A 23268-nucleotide genomic window follows, 5' to 3' on the forward strand; every position below is an offset into this window, starting at 1 on the left:
GCTACCAGTCGATGCGTTTCGACGCGTCGAATGGCGGGGCGGACGGCGGGGCGGACGAGGCGCGGACCGCCAGGGTCGGGCGGAACCCGATCTCCCGGTGAACGTGCCCCGGCCGGGCCTCGTCCAGCAGCAGTTCGGCGGCGGCCCGGCCCAGCCGGTACTTCGGCTGGCTGACCGTGGTCAGCGCGGGTGCCAACCGACGGGCGAACGGCAGGTCGCCGTAGCCGACGACCGAAATGTCCGCCGGCACCCGGGCGCCGGCCGCAGCCAACCCGTCCAGCAGGCCCAGCGCCGCCGTGTCGTTGAGACAGACCACCGCGGTCACCGGCGGGGTCGCGGCGAGGATCAGCGCCGCCGCCGAGGCGGCGGCTTCGACCAGCGGCGGCGGATGCAACGGTACGCGGACGTCCAGCAACGCCGTCGCCGGGTCGAGACCGGCTGCGGCCAGTGCCTCCCGTACGCCGTCGCGACGGCGGGCCACCGGCCCGGCGTCCCGGGTGCCGCCGAGGAACGCGATCCGGCGGTGCCCCAGCCCGACCAGATGCTCACCGGCCAGCCGGCCACCGGCGACGTCGTCGACCGCGACCGCGCACAAGTCGAGCTCTGCGCGTGGATGGTCGATCAGCACGACCGCCATGCCGTGCCGACTCATCCACAGCAGCGGTGCCGGGTCCGCACCGACCGGCGCGATGATGACGCCCCGTACCGCCTGGGTCTGCAGCAGTTTCAGCAGCTGCCGTTCCTTGGCCGGGCGCAGGTCGATGCTGCAGGCCAGCACCAGACAGCCGTGCTCGGCGAGCTCGTCCTCGATGCCCCGGTTGACCTCGGCGTAGAACGGGTTCGCCAGGTCCAGGGTGACGCTGGCGACGATCGGGCTGGGCCGGCCGCGCAACTGCCGGGCCGGACCGTTCGGCACGTAGCCGACGGACTCGATCACGTCCTCCACCCGGCGGCGGGTCGCCGGCGCGACGATCGCCGGTCGGCTCAGCACGTTGGCCACGGTGGAGACCGACACGCCAGCAGCCCGAGCGACCTCACGCATACCGATCCGTCGTACCGGTCCGCCGTCACCCACTGTCGCCACCCTCCCACCACGCCGCCGGATCATCGCAGCTAGCGCCCCGGGTTTCCGACAGTTGCCGGTAGTCCCGGCAACTGCGGCCGCATAGCCTGACGGCTACAGCCTATAAAGGAGTGTGGATGGGAAGACTCGGCAGATCGTGGGTGGCGGCCACTGTGGTCCTTCCGCTGGCCGTGGTAGCCATGTTCGGCGCATCGTCACCGGCGTACGCTCAGCCGGCACCATCGATCGTGGTGTCCGATGGAGTCACCCAGCCGGTGTTCGGCTACGCGGACGCGATCCGGGAAAAACTGTTCATCGACTCGACCTTCGACAGCGACGGTGACGGGCTGCGCGACATCATCGCGTTCGACGTCATCCGCCCGGCCGCCACCGCCGACGGGCTGCGGGTACCCGTGATCATGGATGCCAGCCCGTACTACACGACGCTGTGCCGGGGCAACGACTCCCAGTGCAAGCAGCACCTCGACGACGACGGCCTACTTGACCAGTGGCCGCTGTTCTACGACAACTATTTCGTGCCGCGCGGGTACGCGATCATCCTGCTGGACATGGTCGGCACCGGCGCCTCCACCGGCTGCCCGACCACCAACGCCAACCAGGACAACCTCAGCGCCAAGCAGGCCGTCAACTGGCTCAACGGGCGGGCGGTCGCCCGCGACGCGGCCGGCGACGCGGTCACCGCGGACTGGCACAACGGCCACACCGGCATGATCGGCAAGTCGTACGACGGTTCGCTGGCCATGGCGACCGCGGTGACCGGAGTCAAGGGGCTGACCACGATCGTGCCGATCGGCGGCCCCGCCGAGTACTACGACTACGTACGCAGCAACGGAGTGGTGACCCGGGGCAACAGCTACCCGTCGTACCTCGCCAACGTGGTCACCAACCCTGACCGCCGCGACTACTGCCGGCCGGTGCGCGACGAGCTGGCCGCCAACGACGGCGACGAGCACGGCGACTACACCGCTTTCTGGAACGAGCGCAGCTACGTCAAGAAGGTCGGCAAGATCACCGCGAGTGTCTTCCTGGTGCACGGAATCAACGACGACAACGTACGCGCCGACCACATGAGCAAGTTCTGGTACGCGCTGACCGAACACGACGTCACCCGCAAGTTGTGGATCACCCAGACCGGGCACGTGGACCCGTTCGACTTCCGGCGCGCCGAGTGGGTGGCGACCCTGCACCGCTGGTTCGACTTCTGGCTGCACCAGGTACCGAACGGGATCATGGACGAACCCCGGGTGGACGTGGAGCGGGCCGCCGATGTGTGGGAGACGTACACCGACTGGCCGGTGCCCGGCAAGGCCGACACCGAGATCTTCCTGCAGCCCGGCGCGGACGGTGCCGGTGGACTCGGGCTGGTACCGGTCGCGGACCCGGTGACCGAGAGCTTCCAGGACAATCCGTCGCAGAGCCAGAACACGATGATCCTCAACCCGGAGGCGGTGCAGCCGCACCGGTTGGTCTACCTGTCCGAGCCGCTGACCGCACCGCTGCACATCTCCGGCACCCCGCAGATCAGGATCCGGGCGTCGGCCGACCAGGCCGACACCCATCTCGGGGCGGTCCTGGTCGACTACGGCACCGCCGAACGGGTGGCGCACCGTGCCTCCGGCCAGGGCATCATCACCCTGCCCACCAAGGACTGCTGGGGCGAGGCGAGCGCCACCGACGACGGCTGCTACCGGCAGACCGAGAAACAGCTGACCACCGCCGACCACGAGCTGGTCAGCAAGGGCATCATGGACGCCAGCAACCGGCAGTCGATCCGGGTCGACGTCCCGCTGGAGCCGGGCACGAAGTACAACTTCAGCTTCCCGCTGCTGCCCGAGGACTACGTCTTCGCGCCCGGTCACCGGATCGGCGTGATCCTGGTGGCGTCCTACCCGCAGTACTCGAGTCAGTCGGTACAGACCAGGGCCAACATCGACGTGGCCCTCAAGACCAGCCGGATCGTGCTCCCGGTGGTCGGCGGCACCACCGCCGCACACGCCGCCGGCCTCTGAACCGACGGTCCCGCCCCGGGCTACCGCAGTCCGGGGCGGGACCGACAGGTCACCGGGCCGTCGGTCAGCGGACCGGGTCACCAGGACGGGTCACACGGCGGGTCACACGGCGGCGAGCAGGCCGGTGAGCGTCGCGGTGTCCACCCCACCGGGGAAACCGCGCAACAGCACGCCGCCCCGGGCGATCAGCACCACCGCCGGCGGCTCGCGCACCGCGTACGCCCGCCAGATCGTCCCGTCGTCGTCGACCAGCACCGGATGCTCCACCCGGTGGCGGCGCAGGTAGTCCTGCACCTGCGCCGGGTCGTCCTCAGCGCCGACCACTCCGACGAACACCACCCGGTCGGCGTTCGCCCTGGCCAGGTCACTGAGGGCGGCCTGCTGGTCGGCGCAGGTCGTGCACCAGGAGGTGAAGAAGGTCAGCACCACCGCCCGGTCGGCCCACAGATCGGCCAACGCCAGCGGGGTGCGGTCGGTCAACGTACCGCTGACCGCCGGTGCCGGCGGGGAGTCGGTCGGGGCCGGACGCAGCGCGAGATCGGTCGGCGCCGGGCCGGGCAGGGTCAGCACTCCGCCGGGCACCGGCGACGCCACCGGGTGCGTCACCGGGCCGTCGGCGTCATCCCCGGCGGCGTCCCCGGTAGTACAGCCGGCCAGCGCCGCCGCCAGCGTGCCGGCGAGCAGCAGGCGGGCACCGGTCAGCCGACGGGGTCGGGCAGTCACGACGGCACCACGGCGACCAACGCCGGGCCTTCGCTGTCGTCGCGGGTCAGCGCGATCGGCGTACGGTCGTCGACGACCAGCCGGTAGCCGCCACGCTGCGCCACCACGACCGGTACGGCGAACTCGCAGTACGTCGGGATCCGCTCCACTTCAAGGTCCTCCTCGAAGGCCGCGACCGAGGTCCCCGGCGGCAGCTCACCGGCGGCGAGCACTTCACCGGCCGGACCGAGGACCCGAAACGGCGCCCGGTTGTGGAAGAACGTGTACGCACCGGTGCCGGCGCAGTCCACCCCTACCGGGCGGATGTTGATGTCCCGGACCAGCACCCGCACGGTGACCGCCGACCGCGGCTCCGGTTGCGCCGCGCCGCCGCAGGCCGCCAGGGCCAGGGCGGCCCCCGCCGCGCCGACCAGCAGCGCGGCGAGGACCGACTCGCGGTGACGGGACGACCTGGTCAAGACTTGTTCACGCGGCACGTCTCGGTCACGGTCTTCGTCGGGTCGCTGACCGAGGTGGCGGTCAGTTTGATGTAGCCGGTCGACACCGCGTCGGCGGCGGCGGCGACCGACACCTTCACCGTGGTCGACCTGCCGAACTCGGCGGTGGCCAGCTCGTTGGGCAGCTCCGAACGCCAGCCGATCCCGGCCGCCCGGGTCGACAGCCGGTACACGTCGGCGTCGAGGTACGCCGCGGCATCCTCCGGATGCTGCTGACCGCCGGCCGAGTAGCTGCCCGTGTTGGTCAGTTCGAACGAGCAGGTGACGCCCCGGTTGGTCGGCTTGCTGTTCGGCGTGGTGACGGCGCCCCGGGACAGGCCGACACCGTGTGTGCTGGGACCGCCGGCACCGTCCAGGGACCGCACCCCGACGGTGTACGACAGCACGCCGTGACTGTCCCGGCGCAGGTCGAGAATGTAGAAGTGCAGCCGGTTGGCCTCGTCGACGTACTCGAACTCGCTGCCGGAGCCGGTGCCGGCGTGGAACAGCGCGTCGGAGAGCTGCCGGTAGTCGCCCATGGTGATCTTCTGCGGGGTGCCGTCCGGCTGGTAGAAGTCGACCATGTCGATGTCCTGCGGGTTGGCGTCGACCACCCACACGAACGGGGCGCTGTCGGCGTTCTTGGTCTTGCTCAGCAGCACCCCGGAGTCCGGGGTGAACGAGTCGGCGCCCATCCGGTCGACGACCTCGACGGTGTAGTTGTTGAAGTTGCCGCCGCCGCAGAGCGGGTCGGCGCTGGTGCTGCAGGCCGGCGACCGGTCCCGGTCCATGGCGATGTTGATGCCGGTCAGGCCGTTGCGGCCGGCGTCGACCGACCGGGCGGTGACCTCGGCGACGACGATCCCGGACGAGGCCAGCGCCTCGCGGGACACCCGCAGCAGATGTTCCTCACCCAGCAACCCGATTTTGATCTTGTCGCGGACCATGTGCAGCGAACCCATCGAGGTGCCGCCGGTCTGTGGGATCTGCCAGCGGCTGTGCGGGCCGCCCGGCCCGTTGAACGACCCGCGCGACATCATCCCCCAGATGCCGGTGTAGGTGCGGCGCAGCGGGGTGCCGTACGGGTTGTTGTAGTTGTCGCCGATGCTCAGCAGATGACTCAGCTCGTGCGCGTACACCGCGATGCCGGAGCTCTCCACCTGGGTCGACGATCTGCCGTCGGCGTTCGGCCAGATCGACGCCGCCGCCTTCCACGAGGTCCACTCGACGTAGCGGGTCCGGGCCCAGTTCGGCAGGTTCGGATCCGGCGGGCCCCAGGCGTCCGGCACGTCCTCCTTCGTCTGGAACATCATCTGGCCGAACTCCTGCCAGGTCGACGACTCGTCCTGACCGGCAGAGAGGATGAAGACCAGCTCGTACGAGTCGGCCACCTCGTCGCCGACCGCCGCCCGCCAGGCACCGAGCCCGTCGGTACGGATGTTGCGGGCGCACTGCTCGCCGGCCGGGCAGGCACCCGGGTTGAACCCGTTGTCGATGCCGTACTGGTAGGACTTCGACGGCATCTCGTACGGGCCGAAGCCGGTCAGATCGACGCCGTACCTGCCGTTGGAGTCCTGCATCCAGTATTCGTGCAGCGTGTGACCCTTGTTCAGGTCGTTCGGAGTGTTCAGGAAGTCGGTGTAGAACTGCGTCACCTGGTCACGGGGGATGTTCGCGGCGCTCGCCTGCGGGTTGCCGAAGGGCGTCGAGCGGGCCCGCTGGGTCACCACGAACGGCTGATCAGGATAGTCCAAGGTGACCAGTGCGATGTCGAAGTTGCGCTCCGATCCGGTCACCGTCGGGTCGGCCCAGTCGCGGCCCGGCACCGCCACCCAGTCTTCCCAGGTCATCGTGTCCGGGTTCTGCCAGTACTGCGGGTCGAGCACCTCGAACGGCCCACCGCCACCGGCCGGGTTGCCGGGCGCGGCGAGGGCGGTGCCCACGCCCGCCGGCACGAGCAATGTGGTTGCGACGGCCGCGCCGAGTAGCGCGCGGCGCACCGGACGTCTGATGGACAGTAGGCGCATCGGGGGTCACCTCTCGTCGAGGGAGCTGGCCGGCACCGAATCTATAATCATCGAGGTTCACCGGTCACCGTGCAGCTGTCGCCGACATGTGTCGATCTCTTCCGACACCTGCAGGAGTCGGGATCGGCGGCGCCTTGCGGCGCGGCGCGGCGCGGCGCGGCGCGGCCGAAGGTGGTTACTCGACGGTGGTCGGGGCACCGCCGCAGGATGTGTGACGACCGGGGGTACGGATTGCAGGCGGATCTGCAGCGCATCGTGGACACCGTCGCTGCCCGGGTCGGCCGACCGGCGTTGATCGAGGACCGCAGCCAGCGGGTCGTGGTCTACAGCGAACACGACGGTCCGATGGATGACGTACGCCGCGACTCGATTCTGCGCCGGCACACCGCCGCCGAGGTCGTCGCCTGGTTCCGCGACATCGGGATCATGACGGCCCGCGCCCCGGTCCGTACCCCGGCCTGCCCCGACCTGGAACTGCTGCCCCGGGTCTGCGTACCGGTGCGACACCGGGACCTGCTACTCGGCTTCGTCTGGTTCATTGATGCCGACGGCACCATGTCCGACGCCGACATCGCCGCCGCCGTCGAGGCCGCTGCGGATCTGGCGTTGGCGTTGTACCGCACCAATCTGATAGGTGAGCTGGCCTCGCAGCGGGAGGCCGAAGCCGCCCGTACGCTGCTGTCCGACTCGGCCGACGTGCGCGACGAGGTGGTCCGGTCACTGTTGTCCGACGGCGTGGTCACCAGCGACGGTCAGAGCACCGCGCTGGTCGCCCAACCGGTGCCGGCACCCGGTCATGTCCTCGACGAGACGGCTCGGATCGCCCTGGAACAGGCCCTGGTCGCCACCCGGCGGTGGGTGGGTGCCCGGGAGGCCCTGCATCTGGTCCGGCACGACCACGGGGTGCTGCTGCTGCGCGACGCGCGGCTGACCGGGCGGGGCTCACCGCCGGCGACCGCCACCCAGCTGAGCAGCGCCCTGGCGACTATCACCGGCCGGCTCGCTCCGGTGCAGCGGGTCGTCGTCGGGCTCGGCCAGCCGCGTCACCGGCTCGCCGACACCGTGCACTCCTACACGGAGGCGCTGAACGCCGCGCGGGTCGGGGTCCGACTGCCGGCACTCGGCCCCGTGGTCACCTGGGCCAATCTGGGCATATACCGGCTGTTATCGCAGCTGGACGATCATCAACTGGACGTCGCCGGGGTGCATCCCGGGCTGGCGCGGATGCTGCGGGACGACACCCACCAGGTGCTCCTGGAGACCCTGGAGGTCTACCTGGACCTGGCTGGCAATGCGCACGCCGCGGCCGAGACGCTGCGCCTGCACCGCACCACGCTCTACTACCGGCTGCAGCGGGTGGAGCAACTCGCCGGCACCGACCTCAAGGACGGCAACGAACGGCTCTGCCTGCACCTGGCACTCAAACTGCACCGGCTGGCCCGCCCGGCCCGACCGGTCGGTTGACCGGCCGGTCAGCTCCACCCCGGTGCCGCCTCGGTACCCGGTAGCTCGGTCCACTGCCAGCGGCTGCCGTCCCAGCCGTTGCGCCACACCTCGCCGGGCACTGCGAGGTCGAAGGCCGCGATCCCGCCGAGATCGCCAAGACCGTCGTCTCGTCGACGGATCCACTCGCCGACATCGACGGGTTCCTCTCCGCGATGCGGCGGCTGGCCGAGCTCGGCGTCAGCAAGGTCTGGGTGAACCCGGACACCTCCGACCCGACCGGTTGGGTGAGTCAGGTCGGCGAACAGGTGGTGCCCCGGCTGCGCGAGCTGTAACGCGCCCCGCCGACCGGCACCTGTGCCACGATGACCGCATGGTGACGACGATCGGCATGCTCGGCGGCATGAGCTGGGAAAGCAGCGCACACTACTACCGGCTCGCCAACGAGCTGGTCCGCGACCGGCTGGGTGGGCACCATTCGGCGCGGTGCGTGCTCTACTCGGTCGACTTCGCCGACATCGAACGACGGCAGGCAGCCGGAGAATGGGACGAGGCCGCCGACCTGCTCGCCGACGCGGCCCGGCGGGTCGAGGCGGCCGGCGCCGACCTGCTGCTGCTGTGCACCAACACCATGCACAAGGTCGCCGACCAGGTCGCCGCCGCGATCGACATCCCGTTGCTGCACATCGCCGACGTCACCGCTGACGCGGTCCGCAGCCACGGGCTGCACACGGTCGGTCTACTCGGCACCGCGTTCACCATGGAGCAGGACTTCCTACGCGACCGGCTGGCCGGCCACGGCCTGACCGTCCTGGTGCCCGACGCAGCGGACCGCAAGATGGTCCACTCGGTCATCTACGACGAGCTGTGCCTCGGGGTGGTCAGCGAGTCGTCCCGGGCCAGGTACCTGAAGGTGATCGAGCGGCTGATCGCCGCCGGCGCACAGGGCGTGGTGCTCGGCTGCACCGAGATCGAGCTGCTGGTCCGCCAGGAGGACACCCCGCTGCTGCTCTTCCCGACCAGCCGGCTGCACGTCGCCGCCGCCGTCGACCAGGCGATCGCCGCCGAGGTGACGGTCACCGCCTGAGCCGCCGCGGGTCCCGTTCGACGGGCGTCCCCGGCGGGCGTCCCCGGCGGATCGACGCCCGCCGGGGGACCTGACATCCGGCGGTTCAGACGGTACGGGCCAGTCGGTCGGCGAGCAGCTTGGCGAACCGGGCCGGGTCGTCCAGTTCACCGCCCTCGGCGAGCAGCGCGGTGCCGTACAGCAGCTCGGCGGTCTCGGCCAGCGCCGGATCGTCGGCGCGGGCACCGTACGCCTCGCGCAGCCCGGTGACCAGCGGGTGGGTCGGGTTCAGCTCCAGGATCCGCTTGATCTTCGGCCCGTCCTGGCCCATCGCCCGGTACATCCGTTCCAGCGCCGGGGTCATGTCCGCGGCGTCGCCGACCAGGCAGGCCGGCGAGGTGGTCAACCGGGTGGACAGCCGTACCTCCTTGACCTGCTCGTCGAGCGTCTTGCCCAGCCAGGACAGCAGCGGGGCGTACGTTTCCTTCTGCTGTTCCCGCTCCGGGTCGGACTCGGCGGTGTCGTCGTCGCCGGCCAGGTCGACCTGGCCCTTGGCGATCGACCGCAGCTTCTTGCCGTCGTAGTCGGCGACCGACTCGACCCACATCTCGTCGACCGGGTCGGTGAGCAGCAGGACCTCGTACCCCTTGGCCTTGAACGCCTCCATGTGCGGCGAGTTCTCGATCATCGTCCGGGACTCGCCGGTCATGTAGTAGATGTCCTCCTGACCGTCGGGCATCCGCTCGATGTACCCGGCCAGGGTGGTCAACTGCTCCGGGTCGTGGGTCGAGGCGAACGACGAGATGTCCAGGATCGCCCGCTGGTTCTCGTAGTCGTTGAGCAGGCCTTCCTTCACCGCCCGGCCGAGCTGGGTCCAGAACGTGCGGTACCGGTCGGCGTCGTTGTCCATCAGCTCCTTGAGCGAGGAGAGCACCTTCTTCACCAGCCGGCGCCGGATCAGCTGGATCTGCCGGTCCTGCTGCAGGATCTCCCGGCTGATGTTCAGCGACAGGTCCTGCGCGTCGACGACACCCTTGATGAACCGCAGGTACTCCGGGACCAGCGCCTCGCAGTCGTCCATGATGAACACGCGCTTGACGTACAGTTGCACGCCGCGCCGGGCGTCCCGCATGAACAGGTCGAACGGCGCCTGCGCCGGCACGAACAGCAACGCCTCGTACTCGAAGGTGCCTTCGGCCTTCATGTGGATGATGTCGAGCGGGTCGTTCCAGTCGTGGCTGACGTGCTTGTAGAACTCCTTGTACTCGTCGTCGGTGACCTCGGAACGGGGCCGCGCCCACAGCGCCTTCATCGAGTTGAGGGTGACCACCTCGCTGGTGGTCTCCCCGTCGGATTCACCGGGACGCTCGGTGGTGGTGCGGATCGGCCAGGCGATGAAGTCCGAGTACCGCTTGACGATCTCCCGGATCTTCCACTCTTCGGTGTAGTCGTGCAGCTGGTCGTCCTTGTCCTCGGGCTTGAGGTGCAGGGTGACCGTGGTGCCCTGGGGCGCCTCGTCGAGCGTCTCGATGGTGTAGGTGCCCTCGCCGGACGACTCCCAGCGGGTCGCCTCGGTTTCCCCGGCCCGCCGGGTGGTCAGGACGACCCGGTCGGCGACCATGAAGGTGGCGTAGAAGCCGACGCCGAACTGCCCGATCAGCTCCTGGGCGGCGGCTTCCTTGGATTCCTTCATCTTGCGCAGCAGCTCGGCCGTGCCGGACTTGGCGATCGTGCCGATCAGACTGACCACCTCGTCACGGGACATGCCGATGCCGTTGTCCCGCACGGTGAGGGTGCGCTGTTCGCGGTCGGCCTCAACCTCGATGTGCAGGTCCGACGTGTCGACGTCGAGATCCTTGTCGACCAGCGCCTGCAAGCGCAGTTTGTCCAGCGCGTCGGAGGCGTTCGAGATCAACTCGCGCAGGAAGATGTCCTTGTTCGAGTAGATCGAATGGACCATCAGCTGCAAGAGCTGGCGCGCCTCGGCCTGGAATTCACGCGTCTCGACCCCGGTGCTCACCTGGATTCCCTCCTGGAGACGAATTGCCGTCGGAAGCCTGGCTTCCACCGAGAATCGTACGGTCCGGGTCGGCCGGATAGCCGGCCACCTCGGTCGCCTTGAGTGTCGCCCACACCCGCTCGCCGCGACGCAGGTCAAGGTGGGCGGCCGCCGCCGCGGTCACGTCCGCTCCGACCGGTAACGGCCCGGCCAGCTCGACCCGCAGCCGGTCACCGTTGCGGGCGACGCTGCTGACGGTGGCCGGCCACGAGTTGCGCGGGCTGCCGTCCGGACGCTGCCGGTAGAGCGCCACCGCCGACGGCGGGAACGCCACGAACACGTCGCCGCGCAGCGGCTCGGCGGCGACCAGCCGGAAGCCGCCGGGTAGCGTGACGCCGGTCCCGTCCCCGCTGCCCCGGTACAGGTTGAGCCCGACCAGCCGGGCCACGTAGTCGCTGCGCGGGCGGGCGGTGACGGTGGCCGCGTCAGCCGACTGCACCAGCCGGCCGTCCTCGACGATCACCAGCCGGTCGGCGAGCATCATCGCGTCCAACGGATCGTGGCTGACCAGCACGGCGACGCCGGCGTGTGCGGCGAGGTGCTGCCGCAGGTGGGCGCGGGTCTCCGCCCGGGTGCGGGCGTCGAGCGCGGCGAGCGGCTCGTCGAGCAGCAGCAGTTGCGGGCGTACGGCGAGTGCCCGGGCCAACGCGACCCGCTGCGCCTGCCCGCCGGACAGTTCCCGGGGCCGGCGTCGGGCGTGTCCGGTCAGCCCGACCCGGTCCAGCCAGCCGGCTGCGACGTCGCGCGCGACGCGACGCGGCACGCCGTGGCTCCGCGGCCCGAACGCCACGTTGTCCAGCGCGGTCAGGTGCGGGAACAGCAGGTAGTCCTGGAAGACCACGCCGATCGGCCGGTGCTCCGGCGCCACCAGCAACCCCGTGTCCGGCTGGTCCAGTGCCCGGTCACCGAGGCGCAGGTGGCCGGCGTGCAGCGGCTGCAGCCCGGCGAGGGCCCGCAACGCGGTGGTCTTGCCGGCGCCGTTGGGTCCGAGCAGCGCGACCACCTCCCCGGCGGCGACGGTCAGCCGCAGGTCGAGGGTGAACCCGGTGCGGTGGACCACCAGATGTGCGTCGAGCGCCGCCGCCGGTCCAGGGCCGGGGTCGGGGTCGGGGTCGGCCCGTCGCCGCGTGGTCAACGCAGACCACCGACCCAGCGGTCGCGCAGCCCGGCGAGGATCACCACGGACACGGTCAGCAGCAGCAGGCTCAGCACGATCGCGGCCTCGAGGTCCTGCTCCAGGGCGAGGTAGACGGCGAGCGGCATGGTCTGCGTACGGCCGGGGAAGTTGCCGGCGAAGGTAATGGTGGCGCCGAACTCGCCGAGCGCCCGTGCCCAGCACAGCACCGAACCGGCGGCGATCCCGGGGCCGACCATCGGCAGGGTGACCCGGCGGAACGTGGTCCACCGGCTGGCCCCGAGAGTGGCGGCGGCCTCCTCGTACCGGGGGTCGGCACCGCGCAGCGCGCCCTCGACGGCGATGATCAGGAACGGCATGGCGACGAACGCCTCGGCGAGCACGACGGCGGTGGTGGTGAACGGCAGGGTCACCCCGAAGGTGCTGTCCAGCCACCCGCCGACCAGGCCGCGCCGGCCGTAGACGAGCAGCAGCGCGACGCCGCCGACCACGGGCGGCAGCACCAGCGGCACGGTGACCAGGGCGCGGATCAGGCCCCGGCCGGGAAACCGGGCGCGGGCCAGCAGCCAGGCCAGCGGTACGCCGAGCAGCAGGCACAGCACGGTGGCGGCGGTGGCGGTCAGCAGCGACAGCCGCAACGCGTCGAGGACCCCGGGCGCGGTGAGCCGGGCCGGCAGCTGCGCCCACGGGGTACGCAGCAGCAGGCCGGCCAGCGGCAGCGTCAGGAAGGCCAGTCCGGCCAGGGCGGGCAGGGCGAGGAAGACCGGCAGCCGCCGGTCGGTACGGCGGCGTCGCCGGCTGACGGCGGGCGGCGCGGGCGCGGTCACGGACTCTGGAAACCGGCGTCGGTCAGGACGGCCTGGCCGGCGGCGGAGCGGACGTACCCGACGAAGGCCTCCCCGGCCGGCGGGTCGGTGGCGGCGGCCAGGGTGACGATCGGGTAGTCGTTGATCGCCTCGGCGAACTCGGCGAACTCGACGGCGTCGACTTCGTCGGCGGCGACGGCCGCGTCGGTGCGGTAGACGACGGCGGCGTCGACCTCGCCGAGGCGGACCTTGGACAGCGCGGCGCGGACGTCCCGTTCGAAGGTCACCGGGACGAGGTCGCTGCCGGCGGCGTCGAGCGCGGTACGGGCGGCCGCCCCGCATGGCACCTGCTCGGCGCAGAGGGCGACCTTGACACCGGACCTGGTGAGGTCGGCCAGCCCGGTGACGCCGGCCGGGTTGCCGTCCGGCACCGCGATGACCAACTGGTTGCGGGCGAAGACGGCGGGTTCGCCGGCTGCCTCGCCGACGGAGACGACCGTTGCCATGGTGGCCGGGCTGGCGGCGGCGAACACGTCGGCGGGTGCCCCGGCGGTGATCTGCTGGGCGAGCTGGGAGCTGCCGGCGAAGCTGAAGGTGACGGAGACCCCGGGGTTGGCCGCCTCGAAGTCGGCTCCGATCCGGGTGAACGCGTCGGTGAGCGAGGCGGCGGCCAGCACGGTGAGTGAGCCGGTGACGCCGGCTACGGCGTCGTCCCGGGTGTCGTCGGAAACCGATCCGGTGCCGGTGGCGCAGCCGGCGGCCAGCAGCGCGGTGACGGCCACCAGGGCGAGGAAGTCTGCGTGGCGGCGCATCAGTTGCTCCGTTCGACGACGACGTTGGTGGATTTGACGACGGCGGTGGCGGTGGTGCCGACGGTCAGGCCGAGTTCGTCGACGGCTTCGCGGCTCATCAGCGAGACGATCCGGAATGGGCCGGCCTGGATGTCGACCTGGGCCATCACGGTGTCGCGGGTGACCGCGGTGACGATGCCGCGCATCCGGTTACGGGCCGACGACCGGCCGACGCCCTCGTCGGGGTCGTCGGCGAGGGCGCGGGCGAAGGCCGCCAGATCGACGCCGGCGATCATCCGGTGGCCGTTGCCGTCCCGGGCAGCGGCGAGTTTGCCGGCGTCCACCCAGCGCCGCACGGTGTCGACGCTCACGCCAAGCAGTTCGGCGGCGTCGCCGATTCGGTAGGTCGCCACGAACCAGACGGTATCCTCTCGCACCTGCGATGCGAAAGACCGTTTAGCCTTGCAGATGCGAGCCGAAGGAGGGCACCTAGATGCAGCCCGGGTAGCGCCCGCCACCAACCGCAGGGGTCCAGCTGGAACGGCCCGTGGTCCACTTGATGGTGTGACCGTCGCGCAGACCGCCGAATCCCCCGTCGCCGACCGCCGGTTGCCCCGGCTCCGCCTGCTCTGGTCGTTCGCCCGGCCGCACCGCCGCGCGCTGGGCCTCGGCCTGTTCCTCGCCCTGGTCGGCTCCGCCGCCGGCCTCGCCACCCCGATGGTCACCAAATGGGTGCTGGACACTCTGACCGGGGCGGCGTCGCTGCGCGGCCCGGTGCTCGCGCTGCTCGGGCTGCTCGTCCTGGGTGTCGTGATCTGGCTGTGGCAGTGGATTCTGCTCGGCACCGTCGGTGAACGGGTGATCCTCGACGCCCGCCAGTCGATGGTGCGCCGACTGTTCCGGGCCACCGTGCCGGCCGTCACCGCCCGGCCCACCGGTGAGTTCGTCACCCGGGTCACCTCGGACACGGTGCTGCTGCGCGAAGCCGCCTCGTCGAGCGTGATCGGCCTGATCAACGGCTCGGTGAGGCTCGTCGGCACGCTGGTGCTGATGGCCGTGCTCGACCTGGTGCTACTCGGCGCCACCGTTGCCTCGGTCGCCGGGATGACCGTCCTGTTCAGCCTGTTGCTGCCGGGCATCGCCAAGGCGCGCGAACGCGCCCAGGAGCATGTCGGCAAGTTGGGTGCGGCGCTGGAGGGCACCTTGCGGGCGATCCGCACGGTCAAGGTGAGCCGGGCCGAGCAGCGCCAGTCGGAGCGGGTCGTCGGCGAGGCCCGCGAGTCGGCCCGGCAGAGTATCCGGGCCATCCGCCGCGAGGCCCTGGCCTGGACCGTCGCCTGGGCCGGCATCCAGTTGGCCATCATCACCATCCTCGGTCTCGGCGCCTGGCGGGTCGGCACCGGCGCGCTGCCGGTCTCCAGCCTGATCGCGTTCCTGCTGTACGCGTTCGGGCTGATGGAGCCGGTCACCACGCTGAGCCGGCACCTCACCGCGCTGCAGTCCGGGATCGCCGCCGCCGGCCGGATCCGGCAGGTCGAGGCGATGCCGGCCGAATCCGACCCGGCCGCTACACCGGGCCCGGCGGCCCGCCGGGCGGGTCGGGCGACCGCCGACACCGACCCACCTGTACTGGAGTTGCGGCAGGTCACCGCCGGTTACGGACCCGACCTACCGGCCGCGGTACGCGACATCGACCTCGCCGTGCCACGCCGTGGACACCTGGCCATCGTCGGCCCGTCCGGCGCAGGCAAGACCACCCTCTTCTCGCTGATCCTGCGGTTCCTCGCACCGCAGCAGGGCGAGCTGCTGCTCGACGGTCGACCGTACCCGTCGCTGAGGCACGAGCAGGTCCGAAGCCGGCTGGCGTACGTCGAGCAGGACACCCCGGTGATCCCCGGCACCATCCGGGAGAACCTGCTGTTCACCCATCCGGACGCCACCGACGGGGAGATCCACCGCGCGCTGCACGCGGTCCGGCTGACCGAGAAGATCGACTCGCTCGGCGACGGGCTGGACACCCCGCTCACCCCGTCGTCGATGTCCGGCGGACAGCGGCAGCGGATCGCGCTGGCCCGGGCGATCCTGCGGCGGCCGGACGTCCTGCTGCTCGACGAGGCGACGGCCCAGGTCGACGGACTCACCGAGGCGGCCATCCACGACTGCATCCGGGAGCAGGCCGGCAACGGCGCGGTGGTCACCATCGCGCACCGGCTCTCCACCGTCATCGACGCCGACATCATCGTGGTGATGGACAGCGGGCGGATCCGGGCGTACGGCGACCACCAGACGCTGTTGGCCACCGACGAGCTGTACCGCGACCTGGTGGAGGCGCTGCGGATCGCCCAGGCCGGCGGGCCGGCGGACGGTGAGCTCGTCGGAGGGCCGGCGGACGGTGACCGCGTCGGCGGGCCGGTGAACGGTGACCGCGCCGGTACCGGGGATCTGGTGCCGAGCGACGTGGGCTGACCCGACGCCGGACCGACCGACGATGCAGGCGGGGCGCGGCGGGCTGCTCCCGTTTCGTCCGCGCCGCCGGGGGTACCTCGTCGGCCGGGAACGGAGGTTGCCACGATGGCGGATCGGCAGGTACGCACGGTCGACGCGCTGCTCGACCGGCAGGGCCGGACGTTCAGCGCCGAGGCGGGTATCGCCCTGGCCGACCGGCCGGTACCGCTGTACCAACTGCTGGTGCTGGCCACCCTGCTCAGCGCCCGGATCTCGGCCGGGGTCGCGGTCGCCGCCGCCCGGGAACTGTTCGCGGCCGGCTACCGCACGCCGGCGGCGATGTGCGCGGCCAGTTGGCAGGACCGGGTCGACGCGCTCGGCCGGGGCCACTACCGGCGGTACGACGAACGGACCGCCACGATGCTCGGCGACGGAGCCGAACTGTGCCACCAGCGGTGGGGCGGTGACCTACGGCGGCTGCACGCCGAGGGTGGTGACGATCCGGCCGTGCTGCGCCGGTTGCTCACCGCGTTCCCCGGCGTCGGCCCGACCGGAGCGGACATATTCCTGCGCGAGGCGCAGGCGGTCTGGCCCGGGCTGCGTCCGTACCTGGACAAGCGGGTGGTCACCGGAGCCCGCAAGCTGGATCTGCCGACCTCGCCGCAGCGGCTGGCCGCCCTGGTGGGTGAGCGCGACCTGCCCCGGTTCGCGGCCGCCCTGGTCCGGGTCTCGCTCGGCGGTGACGCCGGACGGGTCAGCGGGCCGGGCGAGGGCTGACCGGGCCGGATGCCGACTCACCCGGCCGACGCCGGTCGAGCGTGCGCCGGGCTGGCGCGTCCCGGATCGGGGTGAGGATGTCGCCGAGCAGCGCGGCCATCGCCGGGGACGGTTCCAGTTGCAGCTCCCGCAGGGCCAGATCGCGGTACGCGTAGAAGGCGTGCAGTGCCTCGTAGGCGTTGCCTTCGGCGAGATGGATCTGCACGATCAGCCGGTGCGGGGTCTCCCGCAACGGTTCGGCGCCGACCGCTTCCAGCGCGGCCTGCAGCGCCTCGTCGTGCCGACCGGCGTCCAGATGGGAGCGGGCGACGTGCTCGAGCAGGTGCAGCCGCAGCTGCCGCAGCCGCTCCCGTTCCAGTAGCACCCAGTCGTCGTACCAGCCGGGCAGCAGGTCGTGCCGGGCGGCGGTGAGCACCGCGTCGGCCAGCCGCGGATCCCCACCGTCGCGCACCCGCGCGGCGGTCCGGACCAGGTCGTCGACGTCGACCTGGACCCGCTGGTCGAGCCGGACGGTGTCGCCGGCGGTCCGCAGCGGGCAGTTCGGCTCCTGGCGCAGCCGCCACAGTGCGGTACGCAGCGAGGACAGTGCGCGGTCCTCGGCGGCTTCCGGCCAGAGCAGACCGGCCAGGTGGGTACGGGTGGTGCCGGGTCGCAGCCCGATCACCGCGACGATCCGCTGCAGTCCACGGGGGATCGACACGGTCTCCTGCTGGTGGATCAAACGGAAGCCGCCGAGCAGCAGCAGTCGAAATGATGCCCCCGCGTTGCCTGCCTCTGACGTCACGGCCGAACCCCCTGCACACGTCAGTCACCGGTCGCCGCCCTTGCATCACGTCATCGCGTCACGAAGATTATCAATCGCGATTACTCTCAGTCAACACACAGTCGGCTACCCGATTCGCTCGTCCTGCCGATGCCATCCCGTCTGACCTGGCACTTTGCTGCCCCCAACGGCCGCCAGGGCGAGACCGACGCACATCGAGAACGATCACGCACTGTACTCGCAGGCCGTTACGTCGGCGTCACCGACGAGCGGTGACCCGGGCGGCGCGGACAACGCGCTGGTGACGCCTACGGCGGCATGGTTGGCCAGGACCGGGCCCGACGCCGCTGGGAGGAACCATGGATCGCTCGCTGATCATCGCCAGGGTGGTCCCCGACGCGGAGCAGCAGGTCGCGGAGATCTTCGCCGAGTCGGACCTGACCGACCTGCCCCACCTGGCCGGGGTACGGCACCGGTCGCTCTACCGGCTGCACGACCTGTACGTGCACCTGATCGAGACCGACGAGACCGGACCGGACGCGGTGGCCGCCGCCCGGCGACACCCCGAGTTCGACGAGGTCAGCCGCCGGCTCGCCACCTACATCAGCCCGTACCTGGCGACCTGGCGCTCACCCCGGGACGCGATGGCGCACCGGTTCTACCACTGGGACGCACCCACCGGTCGGCCCCGATGACCGCCGTGGCGGCCCCGGGCCGCAACCGCTGGCTGCGCTGCCGCGCCTGCCGCGCGCTGGTCTACCGGCGACGGATGCGCCGCAACCTGGAGGTCTGCCCCGAGTGTGGACACCACCAGCGGTTGACCGCGGCGGAACGAATCGGACAGCTGGTCGACCCGGACAGCTTCACCGGCCTCGCCGACCGAGCCGCCGAGGTGGACCCGTTGGGGTTCGTCGACTCGATGCCGTACCGCCGACGGCTGGCCCAGGCGCGGGCCGCGACCGGCCTGGCGGAGGCCGTGGTGTGCGGCACCGCCCGGATCGGCGGGCAGCGGGTCGTCCTGGCGGTGATGGACTTCCGGTTCCTCGGCGGCAGCCTCGGCTGCGCCGCCGGCGAGCTGATCACCCGCGCCGCCGAGGAGGCACTCGCCGCCCGGGATCCGCTGGTGCTGGTCACCGCCTCCGGCGGGGCACGGATGCAGGAGGGCGTCCTGGCGCTGATGCAGATGGCGACGGTCAGCTGCGCGATCGCCGAACTGCGCGCCGCCGGACTGCTCACCGTCAGCGTCGTCACCGATCCGACGTACGGCGGGGTCGCCGCCTCGTTCGCCACCAACACCGACCTGGTGATCGTCGAACGTGGCGCCCGGATGGGGTTCGCCGGCCCCCGGGTGATCCGGGAGACGATCCGCCAGGCGTTGCCCGTCGGTTTCCAGACCGCGGAGTTCCTGCTCCGGCACGGCCAGGTCGACATGGTCGTCGAACGCCACGACCTACGCCCCCGGCTGCGCGCCCTGCTCGCGCTGACCGCGGGTGGCCGGGCCGGAACAGGTCCGCCGGCCGGGTCGACGGTGCCGGGGACCGGGCCGACAGCGGCGGGGACCGGGCCGATTCCGCGACCCAGACCGACGCACCGGGCCGACGCGACGCCGACCGCCTGGCAGTCGGTGCGTACCGCCCGGGACCTGGCCCGACCTACCACATTGGACTATTTGCGGACGGCGTTCGACGGCTTCGTCGAACTGCACGGCGACCGGCTCGGCGCGGACTGCCCGGCGATCGTCGCCGGACTGGCCCGGCTCGGTGACCAGCCGGTCGCCGTCATCGGGCAGCAGAAGGGCCACGACGCCCGGGAGATGCTGGCCCGCAACTTCGGCATGGCCAGCCCGGCCGGCTACCGCAAGGCGTTGCGGGTGATGGGGCTCGCCGCCCGGCTCGGACTGCCGGTGGTCACCCTGATCGACACCCCGGGCGCGCACCCGGGGGTCGACGCGGAGGAACAGGGCCAGGCCGCCGCGATCGCCACCTGCCTACGAACCCTGGCCCGGCTGCCCACCCCGGTGGTCGCCGTCGTCACCGGCGAGGGCGGCAGCGGCGGAGCGCTCGCGCTGGCCGTCGCCGACCGGGTGCTGATGCTGCAGAACGCCGTCTACTCGGTGATCAGTCCCGAGGGTTGCGCAGCGATCCTGTTCCACGACCGGGCCGCCGCGCCCCGGGCCGCCGCCGCGCTCCAGCTCACCGCGCCCGACCTGGTACGCCTCGGCGTCGCCGACGGCATCGTCGGCGAACCACCGGGCGGCGCGCAGCGGGATCCGGCCGGCGCCTCCGACCGGGTACGGGCGGCCCTTACCGCCGCGCTGCCCGACCTGCTCGCCGTACCCACTGCCGACCTGCTGCGTCGACGTTCCCGCCGGTTCCGCCGCTACGGCGCGGGCACCGTCGGCACCGGTGTGCCGCAGCCCGACACTGACCAAGAAATCCAGGTGAGCCCGCGATGACCACTGCCGCCGCCAACGGAACCCCGGCCGGGTCGGAGCCGGCCGGCCAGCTGCGCCGGCTCGCCGAGCAGACCCGCGCGCTGGTCGGTGAACTCACCGGTCCGCTGCGCCGGGTCCAGGTCCGGCACGGCGACACGATGATCGAGATCGAGTGGCACGACCGGACCACGCCGGTCGCGGCCGCACCGTCGGCCCCGGCCGACCCGCCGGCGGCACCGGCGGCCGGGCTGGCCGCGCCAGCGGCCGGACTCACCGCACCGGCGGCGGACCCGGCCGCACCAGCGGCCGGGCACCCGATCGGGTCGCCGATCGTCGGCACGTTCTACCGGGCCGCAGAGCCCGGCGGAACGCCGTTCGTCGAGGTCGGCGACTCGATCGAGCCGGGTCAGGTGATCGGGATCGTCGAGGCGATGAAGCTGATGAACGAGATCACCACCGACCGGCGGGGTGTCGTCGTGGAGATCCTGGCCGACGACGGCGAACCGGTCGAGTTCGACCAGCCGCTGATCACCGTGGCACCGGGCTGAGGAGGCGGTGACCGTGTTCGAGAAGATCCTGATCGCCAACCGGGGGGAGATCGCACTGCGGGTCGCCCGGGCCTGCCGGGAACTCGGCGTACGGACCGTCGCGGTGCACTCCACCGCGGACCGCGACTCGGCGGTGGTCCGGTTCGCCGACGAGGCGGTGCAGATCGGCCCGCCGCCGAGCCGGGCCAGCTACCTCAACGCGGCGGCGATCGTCGAAGCGGCCCGGCGCACCGGCGCCCAGGCCGTCCACCCCGGATACGGCTTCCTCTCCGAGGACGCCGACTTCGCCGACATCTGCGCGGAGAACGGCCTGGTCTTCATCGGCCCGCCGCCGCAGGTCATGCTGGCCCTCGGGGACAAGGCCAAGGCCCGGGACGTGCTCGGCGCGGCCGGGCTGCCGCTGCCGCCGGGCAGCCGGGAGCCGGCGCCCAGCAGCACCCACGCCGCCGCGGTCGCCGCCGAGATCGGCTATCCGGTGATCATCAAGGCGGCGGCCGGCGGCGGTGGGCGGGGCATGACCGTGGTCACCGACGAAGCGGACCTGGCACCGGCGTACCACCGGACCCGGCAGACCGCCCGGGCGGTCTTCGGCGACGACCGGGTCTACCTGGAGCGGTTCCTCACCCAGGCCCGGCACGTCGAGGTGCAGGTGCTGTGCGACGGCCACGGCAACGGGGTGCACCTGGGCACCCGGGACTGCTCGGTGCAGCGGCGGCATCAGAAGCTCATCGAGGAGGGCCCGGCGCCGACGCTGCCGGCGGCGATGCTCGACGAGATGGCCGCGGTGGCGCTGCGCGGCGCGCTCGCGGTCGGCTACGTCGGCGCCGGCACCTTCGAGTTCCTGGTCGACGAGAACGACCAGTTCCACTTCATCGAGATCAACTGCCGGATCCAGGTGGAACACCCGGTCACCGAAATGATCACCGGGGTGGACCTGGTGCAGGAACAGATCCACATCGCCTGCGGCACGCCGCTGCGGCTGCGCCAGCCGGACATCCGGCCCCGGGGCGTCGCGGTCGAATGCCGGGTCAACGCCGAGGACCCGCAGCGCGGGTTCACCCCGACGCCCGGCCGGCTGGACCGCTTCGAGATCCCCGGCGGCCCGTTCACCCGGGTCGACACCCACGGCCACACCGGGTACGTCGTCGGACCGCACTACGACCCGCTGCTGGCCAAGGTGGTGGTCTGGGCGCCGGACCGGGAACTGGCGCTCAACCGGATGGAGCGCGCGCTGAGCGAGTTCGAGGTACGCGGGCCCGGCGTCCACACCACCGTGCCGTTCCTGCGCCGGGTGCTGGACGACGCCATGTTCCGCAAGGGACGGCTCTCGACCGGCCTGGTCGGCCGGCTGCTCGACGAGTCGTCGCAGACCCGTACGGCCTGACCACACACGCCCGAGGAGGAACGAATGAGCATCACCGACGATCAGCAGAAGGTCACCGCCGCGGAGATCACCGCGATCCTGGTACGCAACTGCGGGCTCGACCCGGCCGGCGCCGCCGAAACCCCGGCGGCGTCCCTGGCCGAGCTCGGCCTGGACTCGCTGGCGTTGCTGGAGCTTCAGGCCGTGGTGGCCGACCGGTACCAGGTGCGGATCCCGCCGGACAGCGCGGACCTGACCATCGTCGAGATCGCCGAGCTGGTCGCCGACGAAATCGCCGGCGAAATCGCCGGCGAAATCACCGGCGAAATCACCGGCGAAATCGCTGGCGAAGCCAACTCGGCTACCGGCGCCGGTGCGGCCGCCGGGGTCGGCGCGACCACCGCCGGGCCGCCGCCCGGGCACACCGAGAACAGCGTGGTGATCGCCGCCCCGGTGGATCTCGTCTGGGCGGTCACCAACGACGTCGACCGGTGGCCCGACCTGTTCACCGAGTACGCGTCGGTGCAGATCGTGCACCGGCACGGGGACACCGTGCGGTTCCGGCTGACCATGCACCCGGACGAGAACGGGACGGTCTGGAGCTGGGTCAGCGAACGCACCGCCGACCGGGACCGCCGCCGGGTGCTGGCCCACCGGGTGGAGACCGGACCGTTCGAGTACATGCGGATCCGCTGGGACTACGCCGAGGTCCCCGGCGGCACCCGGATGACCTGGGTGCAGGACTTCGCCATGCGACCGACCGCGCCGCTCGACAACGCCGGCATGACCGAACGGATCAACACCAACAGCCGGATCCAGCTGGACATCATCCGCGACCGGATCGAAACCCTGGCCCGCACCGCAGACCCCGCCGGAGGAACCCGATGAACGATCCACGGCTCGTCGCCGCCCGTGACCTCGCCGCCGACCGTCGGCGCGGCGGCGAACTGCGCGTCCTGCTCGGTCCACGGACGGTCGGCAGCACCTCCGGCTTCCTCGGCCTGGCGGTGCTGCGCCCCGGCGAACGCATCGCCGAGCACTACCATCCGTACAGCGAGGAGTTCCTCTACGTCGCGCGCGGCGAGATCGTCGTCGACCTGGACGACCTGCCGGTGGCGGTACGCCGCGCCGAAGGGCTGTTCGTGCCGATGAACACCCGGCACCGGCTGCGCAACGTCAGCAGGGCACCGGCCGAGGTGGTCTTCCACCTCAGCCCGCTGGCGCCGCGTCCCGAACTCGGCCACGTCGACACCGAAGGACCGGCGGTGCTCGGTCCCGGCCCGGACGCCGCCGCCGGCCCGGGTCCGAACGGTGCCAGG

The 23268-nt window shown here is 71.7% G+C and carries 20 protein-coding genes and 1 pseudogene; 11 read left to right on the forward strand and 10 right to left on the reverse strand.

Annotation, left to right across the window (positions count from 1 at the left end; genetic code table 11):
• Position 1 precedes the first annotated feature (1 nt).
• Positions 2-1042 carry a LacI family DNA-binding transcriptional regulator gene (locus EDC02_RS21675; RefSeq protein ID WP_158632263.1) on the reverse strand — a complete coding sequence of 347 codons (1041 nt, stop codon included), beginning with the start codon at positions 1040-1042 and terminating at the stop codon, positions 2-4.
• Between the two features lie 158 nt (positions 1043-1200).
• Here EDC02_RS21675 and EDC02_RS21680 point away from each other — a divergent pair, with 158 nt between their 5' ends.
• A complete protein-coding gene (locus tag EDC02_RS21680; protein WP_123603542.1) occupies positions 1201-3093 on the forward strand; it encodes a CocE/NonD family hydrolase in 1893 nt (630 codons plus the stop codon).
• Positions 3094-3195: 102 nt separating this feature from the next.
• Here the strand turns inward: EDC02_RS21680 and EDC02_RS21685 are convergent, their stop codons facing one another.
• The 3 genes from EDC02_RS21685 to EDC02_RS21690 are packed head-to-tail and all read right to left on the reverse strand — an operon-like array spanning position 3196 to position 6319.
• Complete coding sequence (locus EDC02_RS21685) at positions 3196-3816, reverse strand: TlpA disulfide reductase family protein (protein WP_158632264.1); 621 nt, start codon at positions 3814-3816, stop codon at positions 3196-3198.
• Positions 3813-4274, reverse strand: a complete 462-nt coding sequence (locus EDC02_RS40335; protein ID WP_158632265.1) for a hypothetical protein — start codon at positions 4272-4274, stop codon at positions 3813-3815. The genes EDC02_RS21685 and EDC02_RS40335 overlap by 4 nt, the downstream gene beginning before the upstream one ends.
• Entirely contained in the window at positions 4271-6319 is a 2049-nt protein-coding gene (locus EDC02_RS21690) for a M6 family metalloprotease domain-containing protein (protein WP_123603544.1), read from the reverse strand. The genes EDC02_RS40335 and EDC02_RS21690 overlap by 4 nt, the downstream gene beginning before the upstream one ends.
• Positions 6320-6526: 207 nt before the next feature.
• Here EDC02_RS21690 and EDC02_RS21695 point away from each other — a divergent pair, with 207 nt between their 5' ends.
• Complete coding sequence (locus EDC02_RS21695; protein ID WP_123603545.1) at positions 6527-7783, forward strand: CdaR family transcriptional regulator; 1257 nt, start codon at positions 6527-6529, stop codon at positions 7781-7783.
• Between the two features lie 352 nt (positions 7784-8135).
• The gene (locus tag EDC02_RS21700) at positions 8136-8849 is read left to right on the forward strand and encodes an aspartate/glutamate racemase family protein (RefSeq protein WP_233606164.1); all 714 of its coding nucleotides are present in this window, start codon (positions 8136-8138) and stop codon (positions 8847-8849) included.
• A gap of 85 nt (positions 8850-8934) precedes the next feature.
• Here EDC02_RS21700 and htpG read toward each other — a convergent pair whose 3' ends face one another.
• From htpG to EDC02_RS21725, 5 genes are read right to left on the reverse strand one after another with little or no spacing between them, the layout of a single operon-like run.
• Entirely contained in the window at positions 8935-10788 is a 1854-nt protein-coding gene (gene htpG, locus EDC02_RS21705) for a molecular chaperone HtpG (RefSeq protein WP_233606426.1), read from the reverse strand.
• 34 nt (positions 10789-10822) lie between these two features.
• Positions 10823-12022 carry an ABC transporter ATP-binding protein gene (locus tag EDC02_RS21710; protein ID WP_233606166.1) on the reverse strand — a complete coding sequence of 400 codons (1200 nt, stop codon included), beginning with the start codon at positions 12020-12022 and terminating at the stop codon, positions 10823-10825.
• Positions 12019-12849 carry an ABC transporter permease gene (locus tag EDC02_RS21715; RefSeq protein WP_123603547.1) on the reverse strand — a complete coding sequence of 277 codons (831 nt, stop codon included), beginning with the start codon at positions 12847-12849 and terminating at the stop codon, positions 12019-12021. The genes EDC02_RS21710 and EDC02_RS21715 overlap by 4 nt, the downstream gene beginning before the upstream one ends.
• A complete protein-coding gene (gene modA, locus EDC02_RS21720) occupies positions 12846-13640 on the reverse strand; it encodes a molybdate ABC transporter substrate-binding protein (protein WP_123603548.1) in 795 nt (264 codons plus the stop codon). The genes EDC02_RS21715 and modA overlap by 4 nt, the downstream gene beginning before the upstream one ends.
• Entirely contained in the window at positions 13640-14032 is a 393-nt protein-coding gene (locus EDC02_RS21725) for a molybdopterin-binding protein (protein WP_123605026.1), read from the reverse strand. Before EDC02_RS21725 ends, modA begins: the two co-directional genes overlap by 1 nt.
• A 151-nt stretch (positions 14033-14183) precedes the next feature.
• Here EDC02_RS21725 and EDC02_RS21730 point away from each other — a divergent pair, with 151 nt between their 5' ends.
• Together EDC02_RS21730 and EDC02_RS21735 are read left to right on the forward strand one after the other, a co-directional pair.
• Positions 14184-16085 carry an ABC transporter ATP-binding protein gene (locus tag EDC02_RS21730; RefSeq protein WP_233606168.1) on the forward strand — a complete coding sequence of 634 codons (1902 nt, stop codon included), beginning with the start codon at positions 14184-14186 and terminating at the stop codon, positions 16083-16085.
• Between the two features lie 105 nt (positions 16086-16190).
• Entirely contained in the window at positions 16191-16841 is a 651-nt protein-coding gene (locus EDC02_RS21735) for a hypothetical protein (protein ID WP_123603550.1), read from the forward strand.
• Here EDC02_RS21735 and EDC02_RS21740 read toward each other — a convergent pair.
• Positions 16819-17625, reverse strand: coding sequence for a bacterial transcriptional activator domain-containing protein (locus EDC02_RS21740; protein ID WP_123603551.1), 807 nt, complete (start codon positions 17623-17625; stop codon positions 16819-16821). The two genes, EDC02_RS21735 and EDC02_RS21740, sit on opposite strands and share 23 nt — an antisense overlap.
• Positions 17626-17963: 338 nt before the next feature.
• On the opposite strand from EDC02_RS21740, the gene EDC02_RS21745 reads away from it, so the two are divergent.
• From EDC02_RS21745 to EDC02_RS21770, 6 genes and pseudogenes are all read left to right on the forward strand, one after another.
• On the forward strand, positions 17964-18299 hold the full coding sequence (locus EDC02_RS21745; protein WP_123603552.1) for a TcmI family type II polyketide cyclase: 336 nt from the start codon (positions 17964-17966) through the stop codon (positions 18297-18299).
• On the forward strand, positions 18296-20059 hold the full coding sequence (locus tag EDC02_RS21750) for an acetyl-CoA carboxylase carboxyltransferase subunit alpha (RefSeq protein ID WP_123603553.1): 1764 nt from the start codon (positions 18296-18298) through the stop codon (positions 20057-20059). Before EDC02_RS21745 ends, EDC02_RS21750 begins: the two co-directional genes overlap by 4 nt.
• Positions 20056-20586 carry an acetyl-CoA carboxylase biotin carboxyl carrier protein gene (gene accB / locus EDC02_RS21755; RefSeq protein ID WP_123603554.1) on the forward strand — a complete coding sequence of 177 codons (531 nt, stop codon included), beginning with the start codon at positions 20056-20058 and terminating at the stop codon, positions 20584-20586. Before EDC02_RS21750 ends, accB begins: the two co-directional genes overlap by 4 nt.
• A 13-nt stretch (positions 20587-20599) precedes the next feature.
• A complete protein-coding gene (locus EDC02_RS21760; RefSeq protein ID WP_123605027.1) occupies positions 20600-21970 on the forward strand; it encodes an acetyl/propionyl/methylcrotonyl-CoA carboxylase subunit alpha in 1371 nt (456 codons plus the stop codon).
• 24 nt (positions 21971-21994) lie between these two features.
• Entirely contained in the window at positions 21995-22837 is an 843-nt protein-coding gene (locus EDC02_RS21765; RefSeq protein WP_123603555.1) for an SRPBCC family protein, read from the forward strand.
• Positions 22834-23205 (forward strand): annotated as a pseudogene (locus EDC02_RS21770) (cupin domain-containing protein); the annotation flags it as partial. The gene EDC02_RS21765 and the pseudogene EDC02_RS21770, both read left to right, overlap by 4 nt.
• Between the last annotated feature and the right edge of the window lie 63 nt (positions 23206-23268).

It is taken from the genome of Micromonospora sp. Llam0, assembly GCF_003751085.1.
Taxonomy (GTDB): Bacteria; Actinomycetota; Actinomycetes; order Mycobacteriales; family Micromonosporaceae; genus Micromonospora_E.